A 23574-nucleotide genomic window follows, 5' to 3' on the forward strand; every position below is an offset into this window, starting at 1 on the left:
TATTTCAGCCTATATTTCTATTCGCACATTCATTGTTCCTTTACATTCCTACTCTTTGCGAAATTGACAAAATATTAATAGCTCATTATGTATTGCATTGTTTTTCAGTATACAAAATAATTCCGTTATCAAATCAAAATACGTAAGCTTTAACCCTGTGTATAATTTAGTAAATATTTACATATACTACTTCTATCTTATATTAATTTAACAAAGCCCATAAACTATTTTGCTAGATAGGAGCTATCAAATGTTAAAAAACCTTTTTAGTTTCCCCAAACTAAACTCTGAGCTAAAATTAAATATTAACCAACCGACTGCAATGTATGACATTGCCAGCCATTTACGCACGATTATGCAAGAAGCAACTGCAACAAATGTTTCTCTTGTTATCTTGTGTATTGGGACAGATCGCTCCACAGGTGATTCTCTTGGTCCTCTTACAGGTACTAAGCTGCGCTCATTTAATCCGTATCCACATATTTATGGCACCCTTGACGAACCAATTCATGCCTCAAACTTAAAAGATAGTATCTGCTCCATCCAGTCAAACATCTCTAATCCTTTTATTATAGCTGTAGATGCTTGCCTTGGACGTTTAGAAAACGTAGGTTGTGTGTCTCTTGGTAAAGGATCTCTAAAACCAGGTGCTGCAGTACATAAAGATCTCCCTTCCGTAGGTGATGCCTATATTACTGGCATTGTAAATGTAAGTGGTTTTATGGAGCATCTTGTATTACAAAGCACAAGATTAAACTTAGTTATGAAAATGTCTGATACCATAGCTCATGCCATCTCTTACGGTTTGCGAACCTATGCAAAATAAACAAAAGTTGGAATTAAAACAGCAAGAAAGCTAGAGGCATAATCTCTAGCTTTCTTTTTGGCGTAAACAATTTTCAATTAAAATGATCCTAACAAGAGGGAATCAACTGCCACTTGAATCCACTCCTTAGGATTACACACGTCCTAATTCTTCAATAATTTCATTAAATGTTTTATCAGCAGCATTAATAACAGGAACATCTGCAAGTGAGTCTGACATTGCATTTACGTCTGTTCCACCTACGATAATAGCATCGACTCCGCTAAGATTGCTTTCACTTAAATCTACGATCTCATATCCTTTTGTTTCTAACATATCCGCTAAAATAGTCAACGATTTCTCTACTGCAATAATGCCTTGCATTGCATCCACCTCCGGCTATAGGGTTAGCAAAAGATCCGGAGATTATTCCACTTTTTTAAATTTATTCTATTTTTTATCATCATTATATGTTCTGTTTATACATTTTTTTTACCATAAGGCTTAAATTTTCTTAAAAATTCATCCATTTCATCAGAGGATAATAAAATAGGATCTCCTACGCACCTTGCTTTATAATAAATTTGCGCAACAAATTCAATTTCTTCTGCTGTGTCAAATGCATACTCAATGGTTTCGCCAATGGTCAATAATCCATGATTTGCAAGTAATACTGCATATCGATCCCGTATGTATTCAAAAGCTACCTGGGACAATTCCTCGCTGCCAAATAATTTATAAGGTGCACATCGTACATCTTTTCCAGCATATCCAATTAAATAATGTACTGGCTCAATCTTCCAATGAAGAGCTGCTAAAATACTACAGTAAATTGAATGAGCATGCAAAACTGCACCAACTTCCTCCCTTTTCTGATAAAAAATACGATGCATAGAATATTCACTAGAAGGATTGCGATCTCCATCTATCTTGTTCCCATGGAGATCTAAAACCACAATATCTTTCGGTGTCGTTTTAAAATAATCCAACCCACTAGGGCTGATCGCCATAAGCCCTTCTGCTTTATTAAAAAGACTAATATTGCCTCCTGTTCCTTTTGTTAAGCCATGAGTAATAAGCCTTTGTCCATATTCCACAATAAGCTCTCTTTCTTTTTCTAAAATCATAATTTTTCCTCCCATAATAATAATTTTATGACTTTCAAAAAAACACCTCTATAGTATACTCAGGCAAAGGATCAATTGTATGCGCATGTTAAGTAAAAAGCTGTATACCGCTCCTTGCCGTCTTAAATGAGACTTGCTTGAGACCGCATGTCAATCTATTAATGAAGTTCTTATAAAAATGGAGCGCCACAATGATTTTGTATGGCACTCCATTTTCTACTGTTTTTTCACTATATTCTTCTTATTGGCAGGATCTTCCGCTCCAGCATGCATTTCACATGCTCCTTTAAAAATTGCCCCTTCGCCAACACTTAATATTCCTGCTTTAATATCTCCATAAATTTGCGAAGTCGGTAGTAGCTCTAACTTTTCGCTAATATCAATATTACCATATACAACACCAGCAATAGTAGCATTCATACCTTTGCATTGAGCTGTTACCTTTGCATTTTCTCCTATAACGATGCTGCCTGTGGTATTAATATCGCCTTCAAATTGTCCATCAATACGCAATGCCCCTTTACCGGTGATCGTTCCCTTCATCATCGTGTCCTTACCAATAATGGTTTCAATCTCACCTGCAAAGCTAGCTACTTTTTTATTACTGCCAAACATATTGCACGCTCCTGTAAAATAGTATCTACTTCATTTTTAAATACCATTATTAAATTTAATTTAAGAAAGTAGTAGGATTAACAGCAGTACCATTGACCCTGACTTCATAATGGCAATGAGGCCCTGTACTTGCTCCTGTATTACCTAGATAAGCGATGACTTCGCCTTTCTTTACCGTTTGTCCAACACGTACTAATAATCTGGAGTTATGCCCATACACAGTTGAAATTCCATTTCCATGGCTAATCTGCACCATATTACCATATCCACCATACCATTCACTCTGCACAACTTCACCGTCAGCAGTTGCAACAATGGGTGTTCCTACACTATTCGCAATATCAATTCCAGGATGAAAATCGCTCCCTCCTCCAAACGGAGAATTACGCCAGCCAAAACGAGATGTAACTTCGCCACCTGTAGGCCAAATAGAGGGAGTAATCGCTATTCTGGACTGCTTGTCCAGCAAAGCCTGCTTTAATTCAGTTAAGCTTTGCTCTCTAACGGAAATAGCTGCCTGCAAATCATTCACAGTACTCTTTATGGTATCAATATCAGGCTGTATTGGTCCTCCTTGTCCAGTATAAGTGGCTGAAGGACGCACCAAACCGGCACGGGATGTAGCTGCTGTATCTTCATTGTTAACAATCCGCCTTATTTCAGCATCCAAAGAATTTAGTCTTTCCATATCTGATTTTAAACTGGCAGTAGTCTTGGCCAGCTCTTCAATTTCCTTACTTTGTAATCCATTATCTTGACGTAACGTCTCTAGCTCCGCTTTCTCCACATTAGCTGTATGAATTGTATAACGATAATTGATAAAACTTCCTATCGCAAAAACAATAAGCAAACTTAAAAAAGAAACAGCATATTTTATTGCTACAATAGGTATCCTGATCCTACGTACTGCTTGTCCCTGATGAGGTACAATCATTAAAGTATACTCTCTTCTATCTGGCTTACGTTCTTTTTTAATCAAAAATCTTGGCTCCTTTTCTGGAAAATATTACTATATATTTTAAACATATTTTATATTCGCCTTTAATCTAAGAAGTCCTGCCTATTTTTAATTTTTAATTTTGATAGCTTGAGCTAAAGCTTGTTTTTCTTCTTCAGTAAGTAAATAGGAAGAAACGCCTGAAACAATTGGTTTGGAATATGTACGAAATTCATTACGCCCATAAATGCTGGAAATTACAATACCATTGTTATATGAATCTAAAAGTGCAATAGCAAAACTCAGGTCGCTGCCTACATCTTCAAATGCATTAAATCGAACAAGGGCGACCTTTTGTACACAATCCTTTGCGATTCTTTCTAATCGCTTGCAGTCTTCAGAAAGAATATCCACTTTCCCTACAACTTGCTTGACTTCTTCAATATGTGAAATTAGCAGCTTTTCTAAATTTTCTCCATCCACGCCCTGCATCATCTTACGATATTTTTTATTCATTTTACCAAGTCTTATATTAATACTTATAAAAACAACTAGCGCTAATAAAATCATTGCGGTCATACCTAGTAACACATACTGTAAATTATTCATTACCATATTTGATATTTGCGTTGCATAATCCATTTCATCATACCTTTCAACTTACACTTAATTTTTTATACTGGTCATAAAAATGCAAGAATTGCAGCAACCGGAATTGCAGGCAATAAATTAGCTACTTTTATCACCTTTATTTCTAACATTAGTAAACTAATGCCCATGATAAGTAAACCACCCACTGCTGACATTTCAACAATCATCGTATCAGCTATCATACCACTAAGGCTACTTGCTAATAAAGTAATTGATCCTTGGTACAGTAAAATAGAAATGCTGGATAATGCTACACCTACTCCTAGTCCTGATGCGAATACAGCCGAAGAAACAGCATCTAACATGGACTTTGCATATAAAGTACTAGCATCTCCCGTTAGCCCTTCTTGTATTGATCCAACAATTGCCATTGCTCCCACACAAAAAACCAGACTCCCTGTAATAAAACCTTCTCCAACACTGCCATGTTTTGTCCCTGCTTTTAATGTCAACCATTCACCAAACTTAGACAACCATTTATCAATGTTTAAAAACTCACCAAGTAATCCTCCAATCACTATACTCAATATAACAACAAGTAAATTTTGCGTTTTTAAAGCCATTTGTAAACCAATTAAGCCTACAGCTAAGCCTAGCCCCTGCATTAATGTATGTTGAAAGCGCTGAGAGAGTTTTTGCTTTAACGCTAAACCAATAATTGCCCCACCAAGTACAGCTGCGGCATTCACTAAGGTTCCCTTCATTTTCCTTTTCCCTCCCTTCCAGTATCTTTACTGTTAATTATTCACCAAGAATTAAAAAGCACGACATGTCTTTTAAAAGCAATTTCTATATTTTTCTAACTTTTGTGTTTAATCATTCCTGTACCATACACGTTCCAATCTGTAAAAAAAGAGCGAAGGACGCAAAAGATACGCAAGGTAATAATCCTTAAGCGTTCCCTTTGCGCCATTTTATTATTATTTGCTATTACTTTAATACAAAATGCAATTCATATTTTAACATATTATTTAACTTAATTCATTCAAAATTCTTTGTATTTGAGGAAATGGCTCTAAAGCTTGTTCTAAAATTCCAGTTATATAAGCAATTAAAATTCCATAATTGACTACAGGAACTTCTTTGTTTGAAACTTCTGAAAGGCGATGAAGCATTTCCTTACGGTTAAGCATGCAAGCGCCACAATGTACAATCAAGTCATATCTACTTAGATCTTCCGGAAAATGACTACCTGTTGACCACTCAAATTCCAATTCTCCACCCACTTTTTTCTGCAGCCAACGAGGAATTTTAACGGTTCCAATATCATCAGCCTGCTGATGATGGGTACACGCTTCCGCAATCAACACTTTATCTCCTGGTTTTAACTTTTCGATGCTTTTCACACCCGATACTAACGTTTCTAAATCACCTTTATGTCTTGCAAATAGTATAGAAAAAGATGTTAACATAACTCCCTGTGGTGTTTCGTTCGAAACTCTTTCAAAAGCCTGTGAATCTGTAACGATTAGGCGAGGAAGTTGACGTAAATTTTCAATTGCTTGCTTTAGTTCTGTTTCTTTAACTACAATTGCAACACCATCATGATCAAGAATATCACGGATAGTTTGAACTTGCGGTAAAATGAGCCGTCCTTTCGGTGCTGCGGAATCGATAGGAGTCACTAAGATAATTGTATCTTTTGCTTTAATAAGATCTCCAATTACTGGTGGTCCCTGCCATTCTGACGGAGCATAGGTAATTATTAATTGCTTAAGTTCTTCGATTCCCTGACCGTTCTTTACACTGGTTGGCAGCAAGGGAATATTAAATTCCTTACTCCACTTTAGTACTAATTCTGAATCTACCATAATTTTATCAGTTTTGTTTATGACTCCAACAATAGGTATTTTCTTTACCTTAATACCTTCTATTAAAGCCTTTTCATACTGGGTTATACCGCTTTCAGCTTCCAATACAATTATGACTAAATCCGCCTTATTTAATACGCTCATGGTGCGTTCTACACGTAATGTGCCTAAGCAACCGCTATCATCGATACCAGCAGTATCAATAATCATAACTGGACCAATTGGTAAAATCTCCATTGCCTTATATACAGGATCCGTCGTTGTCCCTGGAACATCTGAGACTAAAGCGACTTTTTGGTTGGTCAGTGCATTAATTAAACTAGATTTTCCTGCATTACGTCGTCCTAATATTGCAATATGCAGACGCGATGCCTTTGGTGTTTCCTGCATGTTAATTCTCCTTTATTCACAATATGTGACTAATCTATATTGCTCATATTTATGTTCTACAAAAAGTGTCAAATTATGTTTCACGTGAAACATAATTTGACACTTTTTATTCTTACACTGCAAAGGTGCCTCGAGACTTATTGGAAACCGGTGTTTCATCTCCACTTAAAACTTCAAGAATACGTTCTAGATCTTCAGAAGAAGAAAATTCAATTTCTATTTTACTCTTGAATTTTCCTTCTTTAATTTTGACTTGTGTACCTAATATCATTTTGAGACGATCCTCAGCTTCTGTTACAAAAAAATTTTTTTCTTCAATAGTCCTCGGCTGTTGTTTACCAGGTCCTCCTTTATCGGATAATCGTTTGACTAATTCTTCCGCATCTCTAGCAGACAAATCATTATCAATAATTATCTCGGCTGCTTCTACTTGACTTTCAGGAGCTTCTAAAGCTAATAGAGGTCTAGATTGCCCCATAGATAATGTTCCACGTGAAACATACTCTTGAACCTTTGGATGTAAATTCAGTAAACGTACCATATTTGCGATTACTGAGCGACTACGACCAATTCTTTTTGCAACTTCTTCTTGTGTTAATCTAAATTCATCCATTAAACGACGATATGCAAGAGCTTCCTCAATTGCGTTTAAATCTTCTCTTTGTATATTTTCAATTAAGGAGATTTCCATCATTTCTCTATCTGTATACTCTTTGATAATAACAGGAATCTCTTTTAAACCTGCTTGCTGAGAAGCACGCAATCGGCGCTCGCCTGCTACCAATTCATAAATATCATTATTTTTGCGCACGACGAGGGGTTGCAATACGCCATATTGACTAATGGAAGATACTAATTCCTGTAAAACCTCTTCATCAAAGATGCGACGAGGCTGAAATTTATTAGGAATAATTTTGGAGATCAAAACACTCCTTATAAGAGGTTCTTCATCTCCCCCTTTTGTACTAGAAAACAATGCATCCAATCCTCTTCCTAGCCCTCTCTGAGAATTACTATTCATCATCTATCACCTCTTTAGCTAAATCAAGATAAACTTCTGCCCCTTTAGATTTAGGATCATAGCGTGTAATAGGCTGTCCATGACTAGGTGCTTCACTAAGACGAACATTCCGGGGAATAATGGTCTGGTACACCTTATGGCGAAAATGATTCTTCACCTCATCTACCACTTGAATCGATAAGTTGGTTCGAGCATCAAACATGGTCAAAACTACGCCTTCCAATGACAACGCCGGATTCAAATTCTTTTGAACAAGAGTAATTGTATTCATGAGCTGTGATAACCCTTCCAATGCATAAAATTCGCATTGAATAGGTACTAATACTGAATTAGCTGCGGTTAATGAGTTAATCGTCAATAATCCTAATGAAGGGGGGCAATCAATAATTACATAATCATAACTATACTTCACTTTATCCAAAACTCGTTTCAGTTTAGTCTCCCTCGACATGATAGATACCAATTCAATTTCCGCTCCTGCCAGCTGAATTGTTGCTGGCAATAACATCAGATTTTCAACTTTAGTATGTAAAATAACACCTTCAACGGGTACATCGTTAACTAATACATCATAAACCGACTGCTTTATCTTCGTTTTGTCGAAGCCAAAACCACTAGTAGAATTCCCTTGTGGGTCAAGATCGACTAATAATACCTTCTTCCCTAAATCAGCCAGACAAGCACTTAAATTAACAGAAGTTGTTGTCTTTCCAACGCCTCCTTTTTGGTTGGCAATTGCAATTACCTTCACCAAGTAGTTCACCCCATATCCTCATTCATATTTTAAGAAAGACTAAGGCAGATGCCAGGTCTTTAGAATCCAGGGCAAGCCTTAGCCTTCTACTTACGAACTTTCCTCTCGATTCTAATTTCTATAAGCTAATTCATTCCACACTGTAGAGACTATCTCCTGCCAGAAATCCAGCCAGCCTTCGTAAATATACCATTATTTAACCAATTATATATTAATATAAAACATATTGACAATCAGGTGGTTTTATATTATCATAAATTCCAATTTAATAAATACTCTTATCTAGAGTGGTCGAGGGACTGGCCCTATGACACCCAGCAACCGGCAGCAATGCAAATGGTGCTAAATCCAGCAGAATTCAGGTTCTGAAAGATAAGAGGAAAGAACGGATGATAAAACAGCCTCTTTCCTCAAGGAAAGAGGCTGTTTTATTCATTAATTTTTAGTGCCGAATGAACGAATAAATTATAATAATGTGAGGTTATCATGAAACTTTCTGATCTATTTATTAAAGGAAAAACCCTTGTCTCTTTTGAGATTTTTCCTCCAAAACAATCTGTCACCTTAGAATCTATTTTTAAAACAACAGAAGGCTTACAAACCCTGAATCCTGATTTTACTAGTATTACCTATGGCGCTGGAGGGAGTGCCTCAGACCGTACTATTGAAACGGCAGATAAAATTAAAAATACGTACGGTGTCGAGGCCTTAGCTCATTTAACGTGTATCAACTCTCACAAAGATGATATTGATCTAATGCTAAATCAGCTGCAAGCTCATAATATAGAAAATATATTAGCCATGCGTGGCGATTATCCTATAAATAAAAACAATAATAAAGGAACAGAAAATACCTATCAATATGCAAAAGATTTAATAGCCCATATTAAATCCAATCATGATTTTTGTATTGCTGCTGCCGCTTATCCAGAAGGACATCCAGAGTGCCCTGATTTGAATACAGATCTTTTTCACTTAAAAGAGAAAGTAAATAGCGGCACAGATTTTCTAATTACGCAAATGTTCTTTGATAATGCGATCCTATATGATTTTCTTGACCGCATTAAACAAGTTAATATCACAATTCCTGTAAGTGCTGGTATTATGCCATTGCTAAATACCAAGCAGGTTGGCAGAATAAAAGGATTATGTGGTGCTACGATCCCTAAACCCCTACAAAATATCATTGAAAAATATGAACATTCCCCTTTAGATTTTGAAAAAGCAGGGATTGAATATGCTTGCAGCCAAATTACAGATTTGGTAGCAAATCAGGTAGATGGTATACATCTATATACAATGAACAAACTAGAACAATCCAAAACCATTATTCAACAAACAAATTTACGTTAAAGCTTATACATTAAATTTCTCGAGAAATTAAAGGAGGGATACTGTGCCAATTTACAATCCAACAATCCAAAGGCTAGATATGAGCGAATTAAAACGTTATTCAGGCCTTACGAAATGTACTGAATTTCCCCAGCGCTTGCTTGATCAAGCTTGTACAGAAGCACAGATCATATCCCAACCAAAAGCAAGCTGGCAGATCTATGACTATGATGCAAGTACTTCTACTATTTTAAGCCCCGATCCTTTATCACTTCCTCCGACGGTAATTAGTAAACACCTCGCCAACTCATTAAAAGTTGCCGTCATTGCAGTTACCATAGGAGATAATTTAGAAGAACTCGTAAGTGAGTATTTCATTAAAGATGAATATACCTTAGGCTTGCTATTAGATGCAGCAGGCACAACGGCCGTAGAGCTGGCTGCCGATCAAGCATGTGAGCTTATTAAGCAGGAGGCAAATAAACAAGGTTATACCACCCTATTCCGTTTCAGCCCTGGCTATGGACAATGGGATATTAGAGTTCAACCGCAAATCTTAGCTTTAGCACATGGCCATGAAATTAACATAACAGCCACTTCAACATGTATGCTTCTCCCCCGTAAATCAATTACAGCCGTAATTGGATTAACACCAACGGTATCAAGCCTCCCCGATAAAGAAGCGGTTGAAAGGTCTAAATGTGAACAATGTCAGCAAATAAATTGTTTATCTAGAAAGGATTGAAATTATGATTTATATTTTTGACGGTGCTATGGGAACGATGTTACAAAATGCAGGATTACCACCAGGCTATTGTCCTGAATTATGGAATCAAGAACAGCCAGCTGTGATTACGGCTATACATAAAAGTTATATCGATAGCGGATCCGACATTATTGAAACAAATACCTTTGGAGCAAATCGAATAAAATTAACTCATTATGGCTTAGAAAAAAAAGTCGCTCTGCTTAATACTGCTGCTGTTCAGGCTGCCCGGGCTGCTTGCGGTCCTAATACAAAAATAGCAGGTTCTGTAGGCCCTACTGGTAAGTTAATAGTTCCTTTAGGAGATTTATCTTTTGATGACGCTTACGACGTTTTCTTTGAGCAAATTTCTGCCTTAGATCAAGCTGGCGTAGATATGATTTTAATTGAAACAATTATTGATATTCAAGAAATGCGTGCTGCTTTGCTTGCCGCAAAAGCTGCTTCTAAAAAACCTGTTATTTGCCAAATGTCATTTGGTGCAGATGAAAGAACTGTAACTGGTACTGATCCAGTTACAGCAACGATCATTTTAGAAGCAATGGGTGCTGATATCATTGGTGTGAATTGTTCCTTAGGCCCTGCACAATTACTGCCAATTGTAGAAAAAATAGCACAAACTACAAATTGTCCAATCAGTGTTCAAGCCAACGCAGGAATGCCTAGCCTAATTAATAAACAAACTGTTTTTCCTATGCAGCCAGAAGAAATGGGACTTTGGGCTAAAAAATTAGTTACTGCAGGTGCTCGTTATATTGGTGGCTGCTGTGGTACTACTCCTAAGCATATTAAATCGATCTACCAAGCAGTAAAGAATCTCAATATCTCCGCTTTACCTGCTGTTCAATTAGCCAAAAAGTCTACCGCCTTAACTAGCCGCAGCAAAACCATTTACCTTGGCGCTGATCATCCCACTGTCATTATTGGCGAACGGATCAATCCTACAGGCCGTAAACAGTTAGCAGCTGATATTGCCTCTGGACAGTTTATTTCCGTAAAAAAAGAAGCCCTATCACAAGTTCGTGCAGGAGCACAACTTTTAGATGTAAATATGGGTGTCCCAGGAATTGATCAGGCCAAAGCCATGCAATATGTAATTCAAGAATTATCGATGCTGGTAGATACTCCTCTAGTAATTGATACAACAGATGTAAATGCATTAGAAGCAGGATTGAAGGCGTATCCTGGCAGGGCACTGATTAACTCAGTAAGTGCAGAATCAGAAAGATTAGATTCTTTTTTACCTTTGGCGAAAAAATATGGCGCTGCAATTCTTTGTTTACCTATTAGTCCAACTGGAGTGCCTAAAACGGCTCAAGACCGTTTACTTGTAACACAAAGTATTATTCATAGAGCATTTGATATTGGTCTTAAACCCGGAGACTTTGTACTAGATGCCCTAATACTAACAGCAGCAGCAGATGCTAGTGCAGGCCTCGAAGCGCTTGCGACATTGAAGCTGTATCGTCAGCACCTTGGTTACCCAACTACAATGGGTCTTAGCAATATTTCATTTGGACTGCCTAGAAGAGATCTCATCAATGCAACCTTTTGTGCAATGGCATTAAACGCAGGACTTGATGCACCTATTTTAAATCCATATGATCCTCTAATGCAACAGACTTTAGCAGCTTCTGCATTACTTTTGGGTCACGACCCCAGCGGCAGATCCTACAGTGTGAATTATGCCCCTACTAATCAGTCCGAAGAAAGAGCTGCCCCTCTTACGCCTAAAAACATTATCGAAGAAATCCATCTTGCCATTGTCTCTGGAGAAAAAGAAGCTGTTGTTCCTCTAGTTGAACAGGCATTAAAAGAAGGACATAGCTCTATTGAGATTAGTGAACAAGCATTGACAACAGCTATGAATAAAGTCGGTATCGCGTTTGGAAGTGGTCAATGTTTTCTCCCTCAAGTATTATTGGCTGCTGAAAGCATGCGCGCAGCTTTCCTTACTATAAAAAAAGAATTGCCAGCTCATACAACAACCAGCTTGGGTACTGTTATCTTAGCAACTGTCAAAGGTGATATTCACGATTTGGGGAAAAATATCGTAGCTGCATTACTAGAAAATAACGGCTTTACGGTAATTGACTTAGGAAAAGATATTTCACCTGAAAAAATTGTGGAAAAAACCATAGAACATCAAGCTGATATTGTGGGTCTATGTGCCCTTATGACAACAACAATGCCACAGATTGATCAAACAATTGCAGCATTAAAAGCTGCAGGATGCTCTGCTCAAACGATCGTCGGCGGAGCTGTCCTAACCCAAGAATATGCAAATCAAGCAAACGCCGATTCTTATGCTGCAAATGGTGTGGATGCAGTAACAATTGCCAAAGGCTTTATGGCTGATAAAGTACATTAATATCCATTGCCTATTCATTTTTTTAAAAATAGGCTTGCATGAAACTGCAATTCGTTGCTAATTTTATACAAGCTTATTTTTTTTATCAAAAATGCAGGATTTATGACAAATTATATGGAATTTTATATAAATATGTCAAATTTTATTTAGATTATTAAAGATGGGTGATAAAAGCAATGGATGAAGAGGGAGTAATGAATGAGGCAGCGATTGATGAGTTATTAGCTGTTGCAAATAAAGAATTATTCGCTCCAGAATCAACTTCTGCTAACAACGAAAAAATTGATCCGTTATCAACAATTGAAGATAATTTGGTTAAAGAAATACCGCCCACACAAAAGTTACCTTTTTTATCACAGCTATTACAAGATGCTCAAATAAAAAAAAGATTCATTACTATTCTTCTGCTATTATGCACCTGCATTTTGACTGGTGGATTTTGGGGTTATCAAGCAGCGCAGCAAACAGTAGAGGATACACTTTCCCTTGATAAAATGATCCAGCAAGGAATTACTTTTGAAGGGAAAAATCTCATTACGTATGCCGGGCGTGGCAATAAACCTATTGTAGTGGCTTTTCTCGATGCAGGTATGGACATTAATGCAACACGAAACACTGATGGCTGGACAGCTTTGACAGCAGCCTCTTTTTATAAACAACCCGAAATAGTTAAGCTGCTACTGGAAAAGCAGGCACTTGTTAACACACAAGACCGATCTGGCAGGACTCCTTTAATGTATGCTGCTGCAGTGGGAACAGAAGAAATTACAACCATGTTGCTAGAGGCTGGAGCAAACCCTAATATGCAAGACAAAAATGGGCGAACTGCTCTTATGGAAGCTTACTCTAAGAAAGAAGTAACAATAGCCGAAATCCTCAAAAATTCTGGTGCCGATCCTTCTTTTTCTACTATCATAGAAAAAGAAGCTGCTTCAGATACTTTAACTTCTTCAACAAAGAAATCTTCACCAACCTCTTCCTCTATTCCTAATGAAATCCGAATGACTGCTCACAAGGTGGGACTGATATCAATTGGCATGCCTTTGGAAGATATTAAGAAAATATATCCGACTCTTACTCTTAATGAAAAATATATTGACGGCAATAAAAAAACGATTGCAGCTATATATTTTGAAAATAACAGTGCTCCGTCCTTAATACTAGAACTTTCAAAAGGAAAATCGCAATTAGTTTCAATCATAAACGTCTATGATCCCAAATTCAAAACGGATAGGAATATTACACTTGATTCAACAGTTGGCGATATACGAAATCAATACTCGATAAGTGAGGTCCAAGTCATTGACCATTCCTTGTATCTTCTTGTTAGAAGTACGAAAATGCTATTTGAACTTGATATCAACGATCCTATGATACCAATTAACTGGACAGAGAACGGCAGCCCAAATTCAATTCCTTCTGATACAAAAATAAAAAGAGTTATAATGTATTAAAAAAGCTAACAATAAATTGTTAGCTTTTTTAATACATTATAACTCTATATATCATATTGCCTTATTTTTTCTTTGGAATACGCAAATTAATATGAATAAATTCCTCATCTTGCTCTTGTTTTACTTTAATTTTAAGACCTGTTTTTTTCATTTCCCCCACTACATTATTAATGGTATTAATAAATATTCGCACATCGCGAATCACTTTTACAACATTGCGTTTAGGAGTATTTTTAGCCTCTACTTGCTTGGCGATATCTTCTAAAAATTCTTCAATAAGCTCTTCTGTCTCACGCACATTTAACTTCTTCTCACTGATCATTTCCAAGACTTCTAATTGTAGTCTAGAATCTTCTAACTTTAGCAAAGAACGGGCATGTCGCTCTGTTAGCTTCTCCTTTGCAATTACCCCGCGAACTTCAGGTATCAGTTTTAGTAATCGCAACTTATTAGCAATAGTAGATTGATTCTTCCCCATACGTTTAGCAAGTTCCTCTTGAGTGAAAGCAAAACTTGTAATTAATTGCTGAAATCCCTCTGCCTCTTCTAAGAAATGTAAATCTTCTCGCTGTAAATTTTCAATCATAGCTAGTTCAGCCATTTCTTTATCAGTGAACTCTTTTATAATTACAGGAACCTGACTTAAACCTACTAACTTTGAAGCACGTAGGCGACGCTCTCCTGCTACTAATTCAAAACCATCAGGGATAAGACGTACAATTAGGGGTTGTATAATGCCATATTCCTCAATGGATGATGCCAATTCCTGTAACGATTCTTCACTAAATATTTTTCTTGGCTGAAATGGATTGGGAACAATTTCTGTAATTTGTACATACTGTATATTTCCTTCACTCATCCCGCTTTCCACAATACTTAAGCTACTATCATCCTGCTTATTATCTATATTCTTAGCAATATTGGTTTGATCTTTAGCCTCTTTAGCATTTTCCGGACTTTCTGAAGTCAGGCCTAATAATCTGGCTAAATTTTTCATCTATACACCGCCTTACCTATAATAGCCTTGTCAATAAGGTAATATTCGGCATTTCCACACAAGTTCCTTTTAACATGACTGTATTATAATGGATTTTTTTCTGGAATACCTGGACGTCTAGGATATGTTGATAATGTTTTTTTTATTTTACGAATATAAACAATTGCTCTTATATCATCAAGACCTGGCAGCTTAATATTTTCAATTTTATCGATTTCGCCGCCAAGGGCTTTAATAGCCCTTGTAGACTCTTTTATCTCTTGACTGTACTGTGACCCCTTAAGGGCAATAAAAAAACCTCCTACGGCCACAAATGGCAGGCATAATTCAGAGAGTATACTCAATCTTGCCACTGCCCGGGACACGGCAATATCATATACCTCACGAAATTTCCTATTTTTCCCACCTTCTTCAGCTCGACTGTGAACAAATTCAATATCTGGTATTTCTAATTTTTCCGCTACTTCTTTTAAAAATAAAATTCTTTTATTTAAAGAATCAAATAACGTCAGTTTTAAATCAGGACGAAAAATCTTAAGAGGCAATCCAGGAAAACCCGCTCCAGTACCTACATCAATTATTTTTGCTCCATTTTTAAAAATAGCCTCATCGTAACAAGATAAGGAATCAATCATATGTTTGACAGCCACTTCTTTTGGATCTGTAATCGCTGTCAAATTGATCTTTTGATTCCAGTCAATCAATATTTCAAAATAATGGGAAAATCTTACTATCTGTTCTTCAGTTAAGGATAAAGAATATTCCTCCGCTGATTTTATTAACATTTCACGAAAGATCAATTGCTTCATCCCTCCTACGCCTTTGTTCCATATAAATTAGTAATATGGATATATCCGCTGGAGAAACACCGGAAATTCTTCCTGCTTGTCCTATGGATAACGGGCGAATTTCATTCAGTTTCTCTCTTGCTTCCACTGCTAAGCCGCTTAGCAGCATATAATCAATATCCTCAGGCAATAATTTTTCATCTAATCTGGCCGCTCGTTCCACTTGTTCTAGTTGTTTGTTAATATAACCTTCATATTTAGCAGATATTTCTACTTGCTGCTGTACCGCTGAATCCAAAATAGGAACATCAAAATGTTCTGAAATCATACTGTAATTAATTTCAGTTCTCCGCAGTAAATCATATAGCATAATACCTGTACGCAGTTCTACTGTTCCCATAGCCTGCATCTTTGCCTGTATTTCAGGCGTGGGGGTAATCATTACACTGCGCAGCAGTTTTAAACTCTCTTCAATGGAATCACGCTTGCAAACAAATTTATCATATCGTTCATCAGTGACTAAGCCAATTTTTCGTCCAATTTCCGTCAAGCGCAAGTCGGCGTTATCCTGACGCAAAATAAGGCGGAATTCAGCTCGAGAAGTCATAATGCGATAAGGCTCATTGGTTCCCTTTGTAACTAAATCATCAATCAATACTCCGATATATCCATCAGAACGAGACAAAATCAGGGGTTCTTGACCTTTAACCAATAGAGCCGCATTAATGCCAGCTACTAAACCTTGAGCTGCTGCTTCCTCATAGCCAGATGTACCATTTATCTGACCTGCTGAGAATAATCCTTGAACCATTTTAAATTCTAAAGTTGGCTTAAGCTGAGTAGAATCAATACAATCGTAATCGATTGCATAACCCGGACGCATAATTTTTACATTCTCCATGCCAGCAATGGTTCGTAAGAATTCATATTGTACATCAATTGGCAGGCTTGTAGACATGCCTTGCACATACATTTCATTTGTATGATATCCTTCTGGCTCTATAAATAATTGATGTGCATTTTTATCAGCAAATCTTACAATTTTTGATTCAATCGATGGACAATAGCGCGGTCCGACTCCCTCTACAACTCCTGTATACATAGGAGCACGATGTAGATTATTTCGTATGATTTCATGAGTCTTTTCATTCGTATATGTCAGCCAGCAGGGCAATTGTTTTCTATTCGTAATCTCACTTAAAAAAGAAAAATTATGAACCTCTTCATCACCTGGCTGCTCAATCATCTTAGAAAAATCCAAAGAACGTTTATCTACCCTTGCCGGAGTGCCTGTCTTAAATCGCATGATACGAATATTTAACTCTTTTAAAGAAGATGTTAAATTTTCAGCAGCTCGCTGGCCATTAGGTCCGCCCTTATATGCGAGCTCTCCAATGATAATTTTTCCGCCTAAATAAGTCCCAGTTGCTAGTATTATACTTTTTGTATAATAAATTTCTCCAGTTTCTACTTCAATTCCATATACCTTCTGATCCTTCGATAAAATTCTTTCGACCAACACCTGTTTCACATCTAAATTAGGCTGATTTTCAACTGTCTCTTTCATTGTGATATGGTATAAATCTTTATCCGCCTGCGCTCTTAATGCATGTACAGCTGGTCCTTTTCCCGTATTTAACATTCTCATTTGAAGGCTGGTTTTATCTGCATTAAGCCCCATTTGCCCGCCTAATGCATCTAGCTCTCTTACCAAATGTCCCTTAGCCGGACCACCAACAGAAGGATTACATGGCATAAAGGCAATATTATCTAAATTAATAGTTGTTAACAACGTCTGGCAGCCCATACGCGCAGCAGCTAATGCCGCTTCGCATCCAGAATGACCAGACCCAATCACAATTACATCATACTCGCCTGCAATAAACACAATTTGACACTCCCCTATTTCCCAATACAAAATTGAGTGAATATCTGATCAATAATATCTTCCCCCAATGTATCTCCAGTTATCTCACCAAGCTTGTCCCAACTCTCTTTTAAATCAATCACAATGCAATCTGACGGCATTCCTTCATCAATTGTTGCAATCGTGGCTTCTAAATGATGTCTTGCCTGCTCTAATAAATTAGCTTGACGCAAATTAGTAATAAATGCTCCCTCTTTCTGAGCAACTCCACCATCGTATACCATGTTCACAATCATCTGCTCTAGTTCTGCTAAGCCAATACCTTCCATCACCGATATTTTTAATACTTTTGTATCTGCAATATAGGTGTATACCTCATCTAAATTTAAAAGCACTGGCAAATCGGTTTTATTAACTAAGATAATTGCCTTTTTACCTGAAAGCATCTTCAATACTTCTCTATCTTCAGATGATAATGGCAGGGAAGCATCTAATAATAACAAGATTAGATCCGCTGTTACAACAAATTCTTTTGCCTTTTCCACACCCATTTGCTCGATAATATCAGAAGTTTCCCTTATACCAGCAGTATCTACAACTTTTAATGGAACACCTGATATATTTACGAATTCTTCAATTATATCACGAGTTGTTCCTGGAATATCCGTTACAATTGCTCTTTTTTCTTTCAATAAAGCATTTAGCAAACTGGACTTACCCACATTGGGCTTACCAAGAATTACAGTTTCTAATCCTTCACGCAGTATACGGCCTGTTTCTTTTGTCGATAATAAATGATTTATATCTACCAATAAAAGATCTACTGCCGCCCTAACGTCCTGAGCAGCTAAAACCTCGATATCTTCTTCTGGAAAATCAATAGTCGCTTCTAAATTAGCAATCATTCTTAATATTTCATATCTCATTTTGCGTATCTGATCTGATAAAGCTCCTGAAAGATGTCCTACAGCCATGCGAAGAGAAGCATCGGTCTTCGCTCTAATAATATCCATAACGGCTTCTGCTTGGGATAAATCCAGTCTTCCATTTAAAAATGCCCGCTTTGTAAATTCACCAGGTTCAGATAATCGCGCACCATACTCTAGTGTCAGTGCCAGAATTTTTTTTATAGGCACAGGTCCGCCATGGCAATGAATTTCCACGACATCTTCACGCGTATAAGATTTAGGCCCATACATAATAAGCAACAAAACCTCATCAACAACTTGGCCGTTGTTCGGATCGATAATATGCCCATAGGCTACTTGCTGCGATGCGATTTGTTCTATATTCTTCCCCTTTATCCCCCGGAATAATGTTTCTGCTATCTTGATTGCCAAGGAGCCACTTATTCGTATAATTCCAATTGCCCCTTCACCTGGAGCAGTGGCAATTGTACTAATCGTATCCTCTACAAACACCTTTATTCCCCCTTATTCTGAATACCAGTACACTTTAAAAGTACTAAAAAAATGACTTTTTAAGAAACTCACTATTCACTAGCTATTTTACCCATTCTCCAGAGAATATTTATTATGCTGAAATAATAATACCCATGACTATCCTTTAGTAGTAGAACCCAGTAATAATTAATTATTACTGGGTTCCTAAATATGTAAACTATCTATCTTTTTAAGGCAATGACAATTTTGCGATAAGGTTCTTCCCCTTCACTGTAAGTAATAATTCGTTGATCATCTTGAAGAGCCATATGAATAATTTTTCGTTCGTTAGGACTCATCGGTTCCAGCACAACTTTTTCCCCACGCCGTTTAACAGAATCAGCTAGGCGAGCAGCTAAACGATTTAATGTATCCGTGCGGCGCTGGCGATAATCTTCAACATCAAGAACAATACGCACCTTGCCATCAATATCACGATTCGCTGTCAAATTAGTTAAATACTGTAATGCATCTAACGTTTGACCATGCTTCCCAATCAATATTCCTAAATCATTACCCCTAATATTAAAATTAATAGAATCTTCTTTTCCTACTTTTTCAATCTGTACCTCTAAATTCATTAAGTCAAAAACAGTTTTTAAAAAATCATGAGCCACTTGTACCGGATCAATTGGCTTAATAGTCACTCTCACTCTAGCAGGCTTACTGCCAATAAAGCCAAATAAACCTTTACTGGGCGCTTCTAACACTTCATACTCGATGCGGTCTTCTCCAACTTGAAGTTCATTTAAAGCCAGCCGTACGGCTTCTTCAACAGTTTTACCAGTCATATCCACAGAAGTCATCGTGTTAATTAGCCTCCTTATTTTTGAGCTTCACCACGGTACATCCACCACTGTTGAGCAATTTGGAATGCATTGCTCATTACCCAGTATAATACAAGTCCAGCAGGAAAAGTAATACTAATATAACCTATAAATAATGGCATAAAAGTCATCATCATTTTTGCCTGTTGATTCATATCACTGCTTGTCTGTTTTTGTTGAATATAAGTAGTCAGTGCTGACAATACTGGTAAAATATACAAAGGATCAGGATGAGATAAATTAGCGATCCATAAAAAACTAGGTATTTGTGCATACTGATAATCACGAATAGCAAAGAAGATCCCCATAAGTATAGGCATCTGAACCAATAGAGGCAAACAACCTGATAACGGATTAACTCCTGACTCTTTATATAAAAGAGCCATTTCTTTATTTAATTTTTCAGGATTCCCTTTGTATTTTTCTTGCAAATCTTTCATTTTAGGCTGCAAATCCTGCATAGCCTTCATACCTTTAACTTGTTTTACAGTTAAAGGATATAATAGCAACTTTATAATCAAAGTTACCAAAATAATAGCTATACCATAATTAGGTATGCCGATGCTAGCAGTCATATCATAGAAAAAAGTTAATATATGCTGCAATAATGCAATTGCCGAATCAAACAAAGCCAATATCTCACGTCCTCAATATTAATTTGTAACAAATCAATCCTTATATCTCAAACAGGATCATAGCCGCCAGGATGAAAAGGATGACAGCGCAATATACGCCGCATAGCCATGATACCCCCACGGAAAATCCCATATTTCTCAATTGCCTGTAATGCATACTCTGAACAAGTCGGCACAAAACGGCAAGTAGGCGGTTTGAGCGGTGAAATAAATAAACGATAACCTTTAATTAGCATTATAGCTATTTTTTTCATTATCAACTACCTACTTAGCCAAAATTTTTGCCATTTCACACAAATGAATAAACGCTTTACCCACTGCTATAGAATTTGAACTTACTGCTGCTTGTCTGCCAACTAATAGTAAATCAATTCCATTAATTAACTTATGCTGGTTTAACCGATAGGAATCTCGTAAAAGACGTTTTACTCGATTGCGTACTACCGCACCACCCAACCTTTTGCCTGCAGCAAATCCTACACGGCGAACAATGCTATTAGTAGACAGTACATAAAGTACTATCATACGATTTGCAAATGATCTGCCAGATTTATATACAGTTTGAAAATTTTTATTTTTGTGTAAAATCCCTTGCTTAGATAACTTATATATCACAGTTTATCATCCCGCCATATGGAAAATAGGCCTGTTCTGGCGCCCTATTATGCAGATAATTTCTTTCTGCTTCTAGCACGTCTTCTTTTTAGGACTAATTGACCACCTCTGGTTTTCATACGTTCACGGAAACCATGAGTTCTTTTTTTCCATAAATTATTTGGTTGATAAGTACGTTTCATTTATTTACACCTCCTTGCTAAAGTACCAAAAATATCACGTTAAAATGCCTATATTTTAACACTAAAGATTATAGACTAGTCAAGGCCTCAGTGTCAAGAAATATACTTGTTGATAGTTTCTGAGTATTGTGGATAAATTTGTAGATAAAAGGTCCTGTTTGATAAAAATCTGTTGATAACTTATATAGTTTTTGATAATATAAAACATGACAAGATATCCACATATTCTTTCTAATCTCTTTTTTATCTACATAAAGTAAAAGTTATTCACAAAAACATAGCTTTATGCACACTTTTATCCACACTACTTAATAACTCTATTATACTTGATAAATACAAGACTGCGAAATACTTTTTATTTTGCTGTTGTATTTTTTTTTCGTTAAAACTCTATTTTTATAAATAAGTTATTCACATCTGTTAATAAGTTTGTGGATAACTTGTTAGACTGTTAATTAAATCTGTTGATAGAGCATTTATTATTAAACGAATTCCCTTATTCATAGCCTTTATTTTATATTTGATAAAACATTTTCATTATTTATCACCCTTATTCCTTTAAGTAGTGTTTTATCTTTTTATATATTCCACATCATATTTTAATTTTTATATTATTTGTATAGCACAGAAAGGATTGAATGTATGGACGATACCCTGCAAGCAACAATCGTATGGGAACAGGTATTAAAAAAATTAGAACAAGAACTATCGAAGCTAATGATTGATACTTGGCTAAAACCCACCATCCCACTAAAACTAACTGATACCACATTAGAAATTGGAACTCCTAAGCAAATCATTAAAGAATGGCTTGAATCCCGCTATCTTCCTATCATTTCATCTACAGTCCAATATATTACGAATAAACCCTTAACGATAATTTTTATCAATTTAGATATAGATGATGAAACCGCTTCGCTTCCTGCATCACAAGAAATTACTCCGCCAATCGCTCCATCCCAGCTACTACTAGACACAGAAATCGATAAAAACGATAAAAAAGCTGACTTCGTGCAGACAAGTATGTCTACAGCCAAACAACCTCATATCTACAAACCCTCTTCTGAATCTGATCAAAGCTTTTCTTTAAATCAAAATCCAGCAGAAGAATCAATGGCAATACTAAACCCTAAATACATTTTTGAAACTTTTGTTATCGGTAATTCTAACCGTTTAGCTCATGCTGCATCCTTAGCTGTTGCCGAGGCACCAGCCAATGCATACAATCCTTTTTTTGTTTATGGCGGTGTTGGACTTGGAAAGACTCATCTTATGCACGCTATTGGCCACCGTATTTTAAAAAATCACCCACATTTAAAATTACTCTACATTTCTAGTGAAAAATTCACCAATGAGCTAATCAATTCTATTCGAGATGGTAATCCTGAAAGTTTTCGCCAAAAATATCGTAATATTGACGTCCTCTTAGTTGACGATATTCAATTTCTAGCAAAAAAAGAACATACACAGGAAGAATTTTTCCATACTTTTAATACATTACATGAGGCAAATAAACAAATTATCATGTCTAGCGATCGACCGCCCCGTGAGATTCAAACCTTAGAAGATCGACTGCGATCGCGTTTTGAAATGGGTCTTATTACTGATATTCAACCACCAGATCTAGAAACACGTATTGCCATTTTGCGTAAAAAAGCAATTATGGAACATTTAAATGTATCTAATGATGTTATGGTATATATCGCAAGCCGTATTGACAACAATATTAGGGAACTGGAAGGTGCATTAATTAGAGTGATGGCCTATGCTTCTTTAACAAACCAGAATATTGATATCGACCTGGCAACAGAAGCATTAAAAGACATTTTTCCTCATGGAAAACCTAAGCAAATTACGGTAGAACTGATTCAAGAAACCATCGCTTCTTACTTCAAACTAAAAATTGATGAGTTGCTTGCCAAAAAAAGGACCCGTAATGTAGCATATCCTAGACAGATTGCTATGTATTTATCCAGAGAGCTAACAGAGACTTCACTTCCGAGACTTGGAGAAATGTTTGGCGGACGTGATCACACAACAGTTATTCACGCTTATGACAAAATCAGCCGTGAACGTAACGCAGATATTAAGTTAAGCAATACAATTAAGGAATTAATTAAACGAATTGAAAATAATTAATATCTTTATTCGCTTCTATGTCACCAAAAGTGCCATTTTACTCACATT

At 36.5% G+C, this 23574-nt stretch carries 24 protein-coding genes and 1 riboswitch; of the genes, 6 read left to right on the forward strand and 18 right to left on the reverse strand.

The features are described 5' to 3' along the window. The first annotated feature begins 250 nt into the window (after positions 1–250). The gene (yyaC, locus tag BMZ99_RS12310) at positions 251–826 is read left to right on the forward strand and encodes a spore protease YyaC (protein WP_090937470.1); all 576 of its coding nucleotides are present in this window, start codon (positions 251–253) and stop codon (positions 824–826) included. A 132-nt stretch (positions 827–958) separates the two neighbouring features. Here the strand turns inward: yyaC and BMZ99_RS12315 are convergent, their stop codons facing one another. The 9 genes from BMZ99_RS12315 to BMZ99_RS12355 all read right to left on the reverse strand — a co-directional run bounded on the left by BMZ99_RS12315 (position 959) and on the right by BMZ99_RS12355 (position 8120). Next, complete coding sequence (locus BMZ99_RS12315; RefSeq protein ID WP_090937473.1) at positions 959–1189, reverse strand: YkuS family protein; 231 nt, start codon at positions 1187–1189, stop codon at positions 959–961. Positions 1190–1284: 95 nt separating this feature from the next. Beyond that, the gene (locus tag BMZ99_RS12320; RefSeq protein WP_090937476.1) at positions 1285–1932 is read right to left on the reverse strand and encodes an L-fuculose-phosphate aldolase; all 648 of its coding nucleotides are present in this window, start codon (positions 1930–1932) and stop codon (positions 1285–1287) included. 216 nt (positions 1933–2148) lie between these two features. Beyond that, positions 2149–2547, reverse strand: a complete 399-nt coding sequence (locus BMZ99_RS12325; RefSeq protein ID WP_090937479.1) for a bactofilin family protein — start codon at positions 2545–2547, stop codon at positions 2149–2151. Between the two features lie 55 nt (positions 2548–2602). Then, the gene (locus BMZ99_RS12330; RefSeq protein ID WP_090937484.1) at positions 2603–3526 is read right to left on the reverse strand and encodes a M23 family metallopeptidase; all 924 of its coding nucleotides are present in this window, start codon (positions 3524–3526) and stop codon (positions 2603–2605) included. An 87-nt stretch (positions 3527–3613) separates the two neighbouring features. Beyond that, positions 3614–4126, reverse strand: a complete 513-nt coding sequence (locus BMZ99_RS12335; RefSeq protein ID WP_090937487.1) for a DUF4446 family protein — start codon at positions 4124–4126, stop codon at positions 3614–3616. Between the two features lie 41 nt (positions 4127–4167). After that, the gene (locus BMZ99_RS12340) at positions 4168–4839 is read right to left on the reverse strand and encodes a DUF554 domain-containing protein (protein WP_090937490.1); all 672 of its coding nucleotides are present in this window, start codon (positions 4837–4839) and stop codon (positions 4168–4170) included. A gap of 267 nt (positions 4840–5106) precedes the next feature. Then, on the reverse strand, positions 5107–6336 hold the full coding sequence (gene hydF / locus BMZ99_RS12345; protein WP_090937493.1) for a [FeFe] hydrogenase H-cluster maturation GTPase HydF: 1230 nt from the start codon (positions 6334–6336) through the stop codon (positions 5107–5109). 112 nt (positions 6337–6448) lie between these two features. After that, the gene (locus BMZ99_RS12350) at positions 6449–7360 is read right to left on the reverse strand and encodes a ParB/RepB/Spo0J family partition protein (RefSeq protein WP_090937496.1); all 912 of its coding nucleotides are present in this window, start codon (positions 7358–7360) and stop codon (positions 6449–6451) included. Further along, positions 7350–8120 carry a ParA family protein gene (locus BMZ99_RS12355; protein ID WP_090937499.1) on the reverse strand — a complete coding sequence of 257 codons (771 nt, stop codon included), beginning with the start codon at positions 8118–8120 and terminating at the stop codon, positions 7350–7352. Before BMZ99_RS12355 ends, BMZ99_RS12350 begins: the two co-directional genes overlap by 11 nt. A gap of 266 nt (positions 8121–8386) precedes the next feature. Next, a riboswitch (SAM riboswitch) is annotated at positions 8387–8490 on the forward strand. A 107-nt stretch (positions 8491–8597) separates the two neighbouring features. Here BMZ99_RS12355 and metF point away from each other — a divergent pair. From metF to BMZ99_RS12375, 4 genes are all read left to right on the forward strand, one after another. After that, positions 8598–9464 (forward strand): methylenetetrahydrofolate reductase [NAD(P)H], encoded by an 867-nt coding sequence (metF, locus tag BMZ99_RS12360; RefSeq protein ID WP_090937501.1) that lies wholly within the window; start codon positions 8598–8600, stop codon positions 9462–9464. Positions 9465–9507: 43 nt separating this feature from the next. Beyond that, complete coding sequence (locus tag BMZ99_RS12365) at positions 9508–10188, forward strand: methionine synthase (protein ID WP_090937504.1); 681 nt, start codon at positions 9508–9510, stop codon at positions 10186–10188. A 4-nt stretch (positions 10189–10192) separates the two neighbouring features. After that, positions 10193–12580, forward strand: coding sequence for a homocysteine S-methyltransferase family protein (locus tag BMZ99_RS12370; protein ID WP_090937507.1), 2388 nt, complete (start codon positions 10193–10195; stop codon positions 12578–12580). A 176-nt stretch (positions 12581–12756) separates the two neighbouring features. Continuing rightward, positions 12757–14034 (forward strand): ankyrin repeat domain-containing protein, encoded by a 1278-nt coding sequence (locus BMZ99_RS12375; protein WP_090937510.1) that lies wholly within the window; start codon positions 12757–12759, stop codon positions 14032–14034. Positions 14035–14095: 61 nt separating this feature from the next. Here the strand turns inward: BMZ99_RS12375 and noc are convergent, their stop codons facing one another. The 9 genes from noc to rpmH all read right to left on the reverse strand — a co-directional run bounded on the left by noc (position 14096) and on the right by rpmH (position 21387). After that, the gene (noc, locus tag BMZ99_RS12380) at positions 14096–15031 is read right to left on the reverse strand and encodes a nucleoid occlusion protein (RefSeq protein ID WP_090937513.1); all 936 of its coding nucleotides are present in this window, start codon (positions 15029–15031) and stop codon (positions 14096–14098) included. Positions 15032–15114: 83 nt separating this feature from the next. Continuing rightward, entirely contained in the window at positions 15115–15831 is a 717-nt protein-coding gene (rsmG, locus tag BMZ99_RS12385; protein WP_090937515.1) for a 16S rRNA (guanine(527)-N(7))-methyltransferase RsmG, read from the reverse strand. Beyond that, on the reverse strand, positions 15818–17707 hold the full coding sequence (gene mnmG, locus BMZ99_RS12390; protein ID WP_090937518.1) for a tRNA uridine-5-carboxymethylaminomethyl(34) synthesis enzyme MnmG: 1890 nt from the start codon (positions 17705–17707) through the stop codon (positions 15818–15820). The genes rsmG and mnmG overlap by 14 nt, the downstream gene beginning before the upstream one ends. Positions 17708–17721: 14 nt before the next feature. Then, the gene (gene mnmE / locus BMZ99_RS12395; protein WP_090937521.1) at positions 17722–19107 is read right to left on the reverse strand and encodes a tRNA uridine-5-carboxymethylaminomethyl(34) synthesis GTPase MnmE; all 1386 of its coding nucleotides are present in this window, start codon (positions 19105–19107) and stop codon (positions 17722–17724) included. A 203-nt stretch (positions 19108–19310) separates the two neighbouring features. Then, the gene (gene jag, locus BMZ99_RS12400; protein ID WP_090937524.1) at positions 19311–19934 is read right to left on the reverse strand and encodes an RNA-binding cell elongation regulator Jag/EloR; all 624 of its coding nucleotides are present in this window, start codon (positions 19932–19934) and stop codon (positions 19311–19313) included. A gap of 17 nt (positions 19935–19951) precedes the next feature. After that, entirely contained in the window at positions 19952–20590 is a 639-nt protein-coding gene (locus tag BMZ99_RS12405) for a YidC/Oxa1 family membrane protein insertase (protein WP_090937526.1), read from the reverse strand. A 47-nt stretch (positions 20591–20637) separates the two neighbouring features. Continuing rightward, complete coding sequence (yidD, locus tag BMZ99_RS12410; RefSeq protein ID WP_090937529.1) at positions 20638–20844, reverse strand: membrane protein insertion efficiency factor YidD; 207 nt, start codon at positions 20842–20844, stop codon at positions 20638–20640. Positions 20845–20854: 10 nt separating this feature from the next. Further along, on the reverse strand, positions 20855–21205 hold the full coding sequence (rnpA, locus tag BMZ99_RS12415; RefSeq protein WP_090937531.1) for a ribonuclease P protein component: 351 nt from the start codon (positions 21203–21205) through the stop codon (positions 20855–20857). 47 nt (positions 21206–21252) lie between these two features. Further along, positions 21253–21387, reverse strand: coding sequence for a 50S ribosomal protein L34 (gene rpmH, locus BMZ99_RS12420; RefSeq protein WP_007936133.1), 135 nt, complete (start codon positions 21385–21387; stop codon positions 21253–21255). A 642-nt stretch (positions 21388–22029) separates the two neighbouring features. Here rpmH and dnaA point away from each other — a divergent pair. After that, the gene (gene dnaA, locus BMZ99_RS12425; protein WP_090937534.1) at positions 22030–23526 is read left to right on the forward strand and encodes a chromosomal replication initiator protein DnaA; all 1497 of its coding nucleotides are present in this window, start codon (positions 22030–22032) and stop codon (positions 23524–23526) included. Positions 23527–23574 lie beyond the last annotated feature (48 nt).

This window comes from Pelosinus propionicus DSM 13327, assembly GCF_900114615.1.
Lineage (GTDB): Bacteria > Bacillota > Negativicutes > DSM-13327 > DSM-13327 > Pelosinus > Pelosinus propionicus.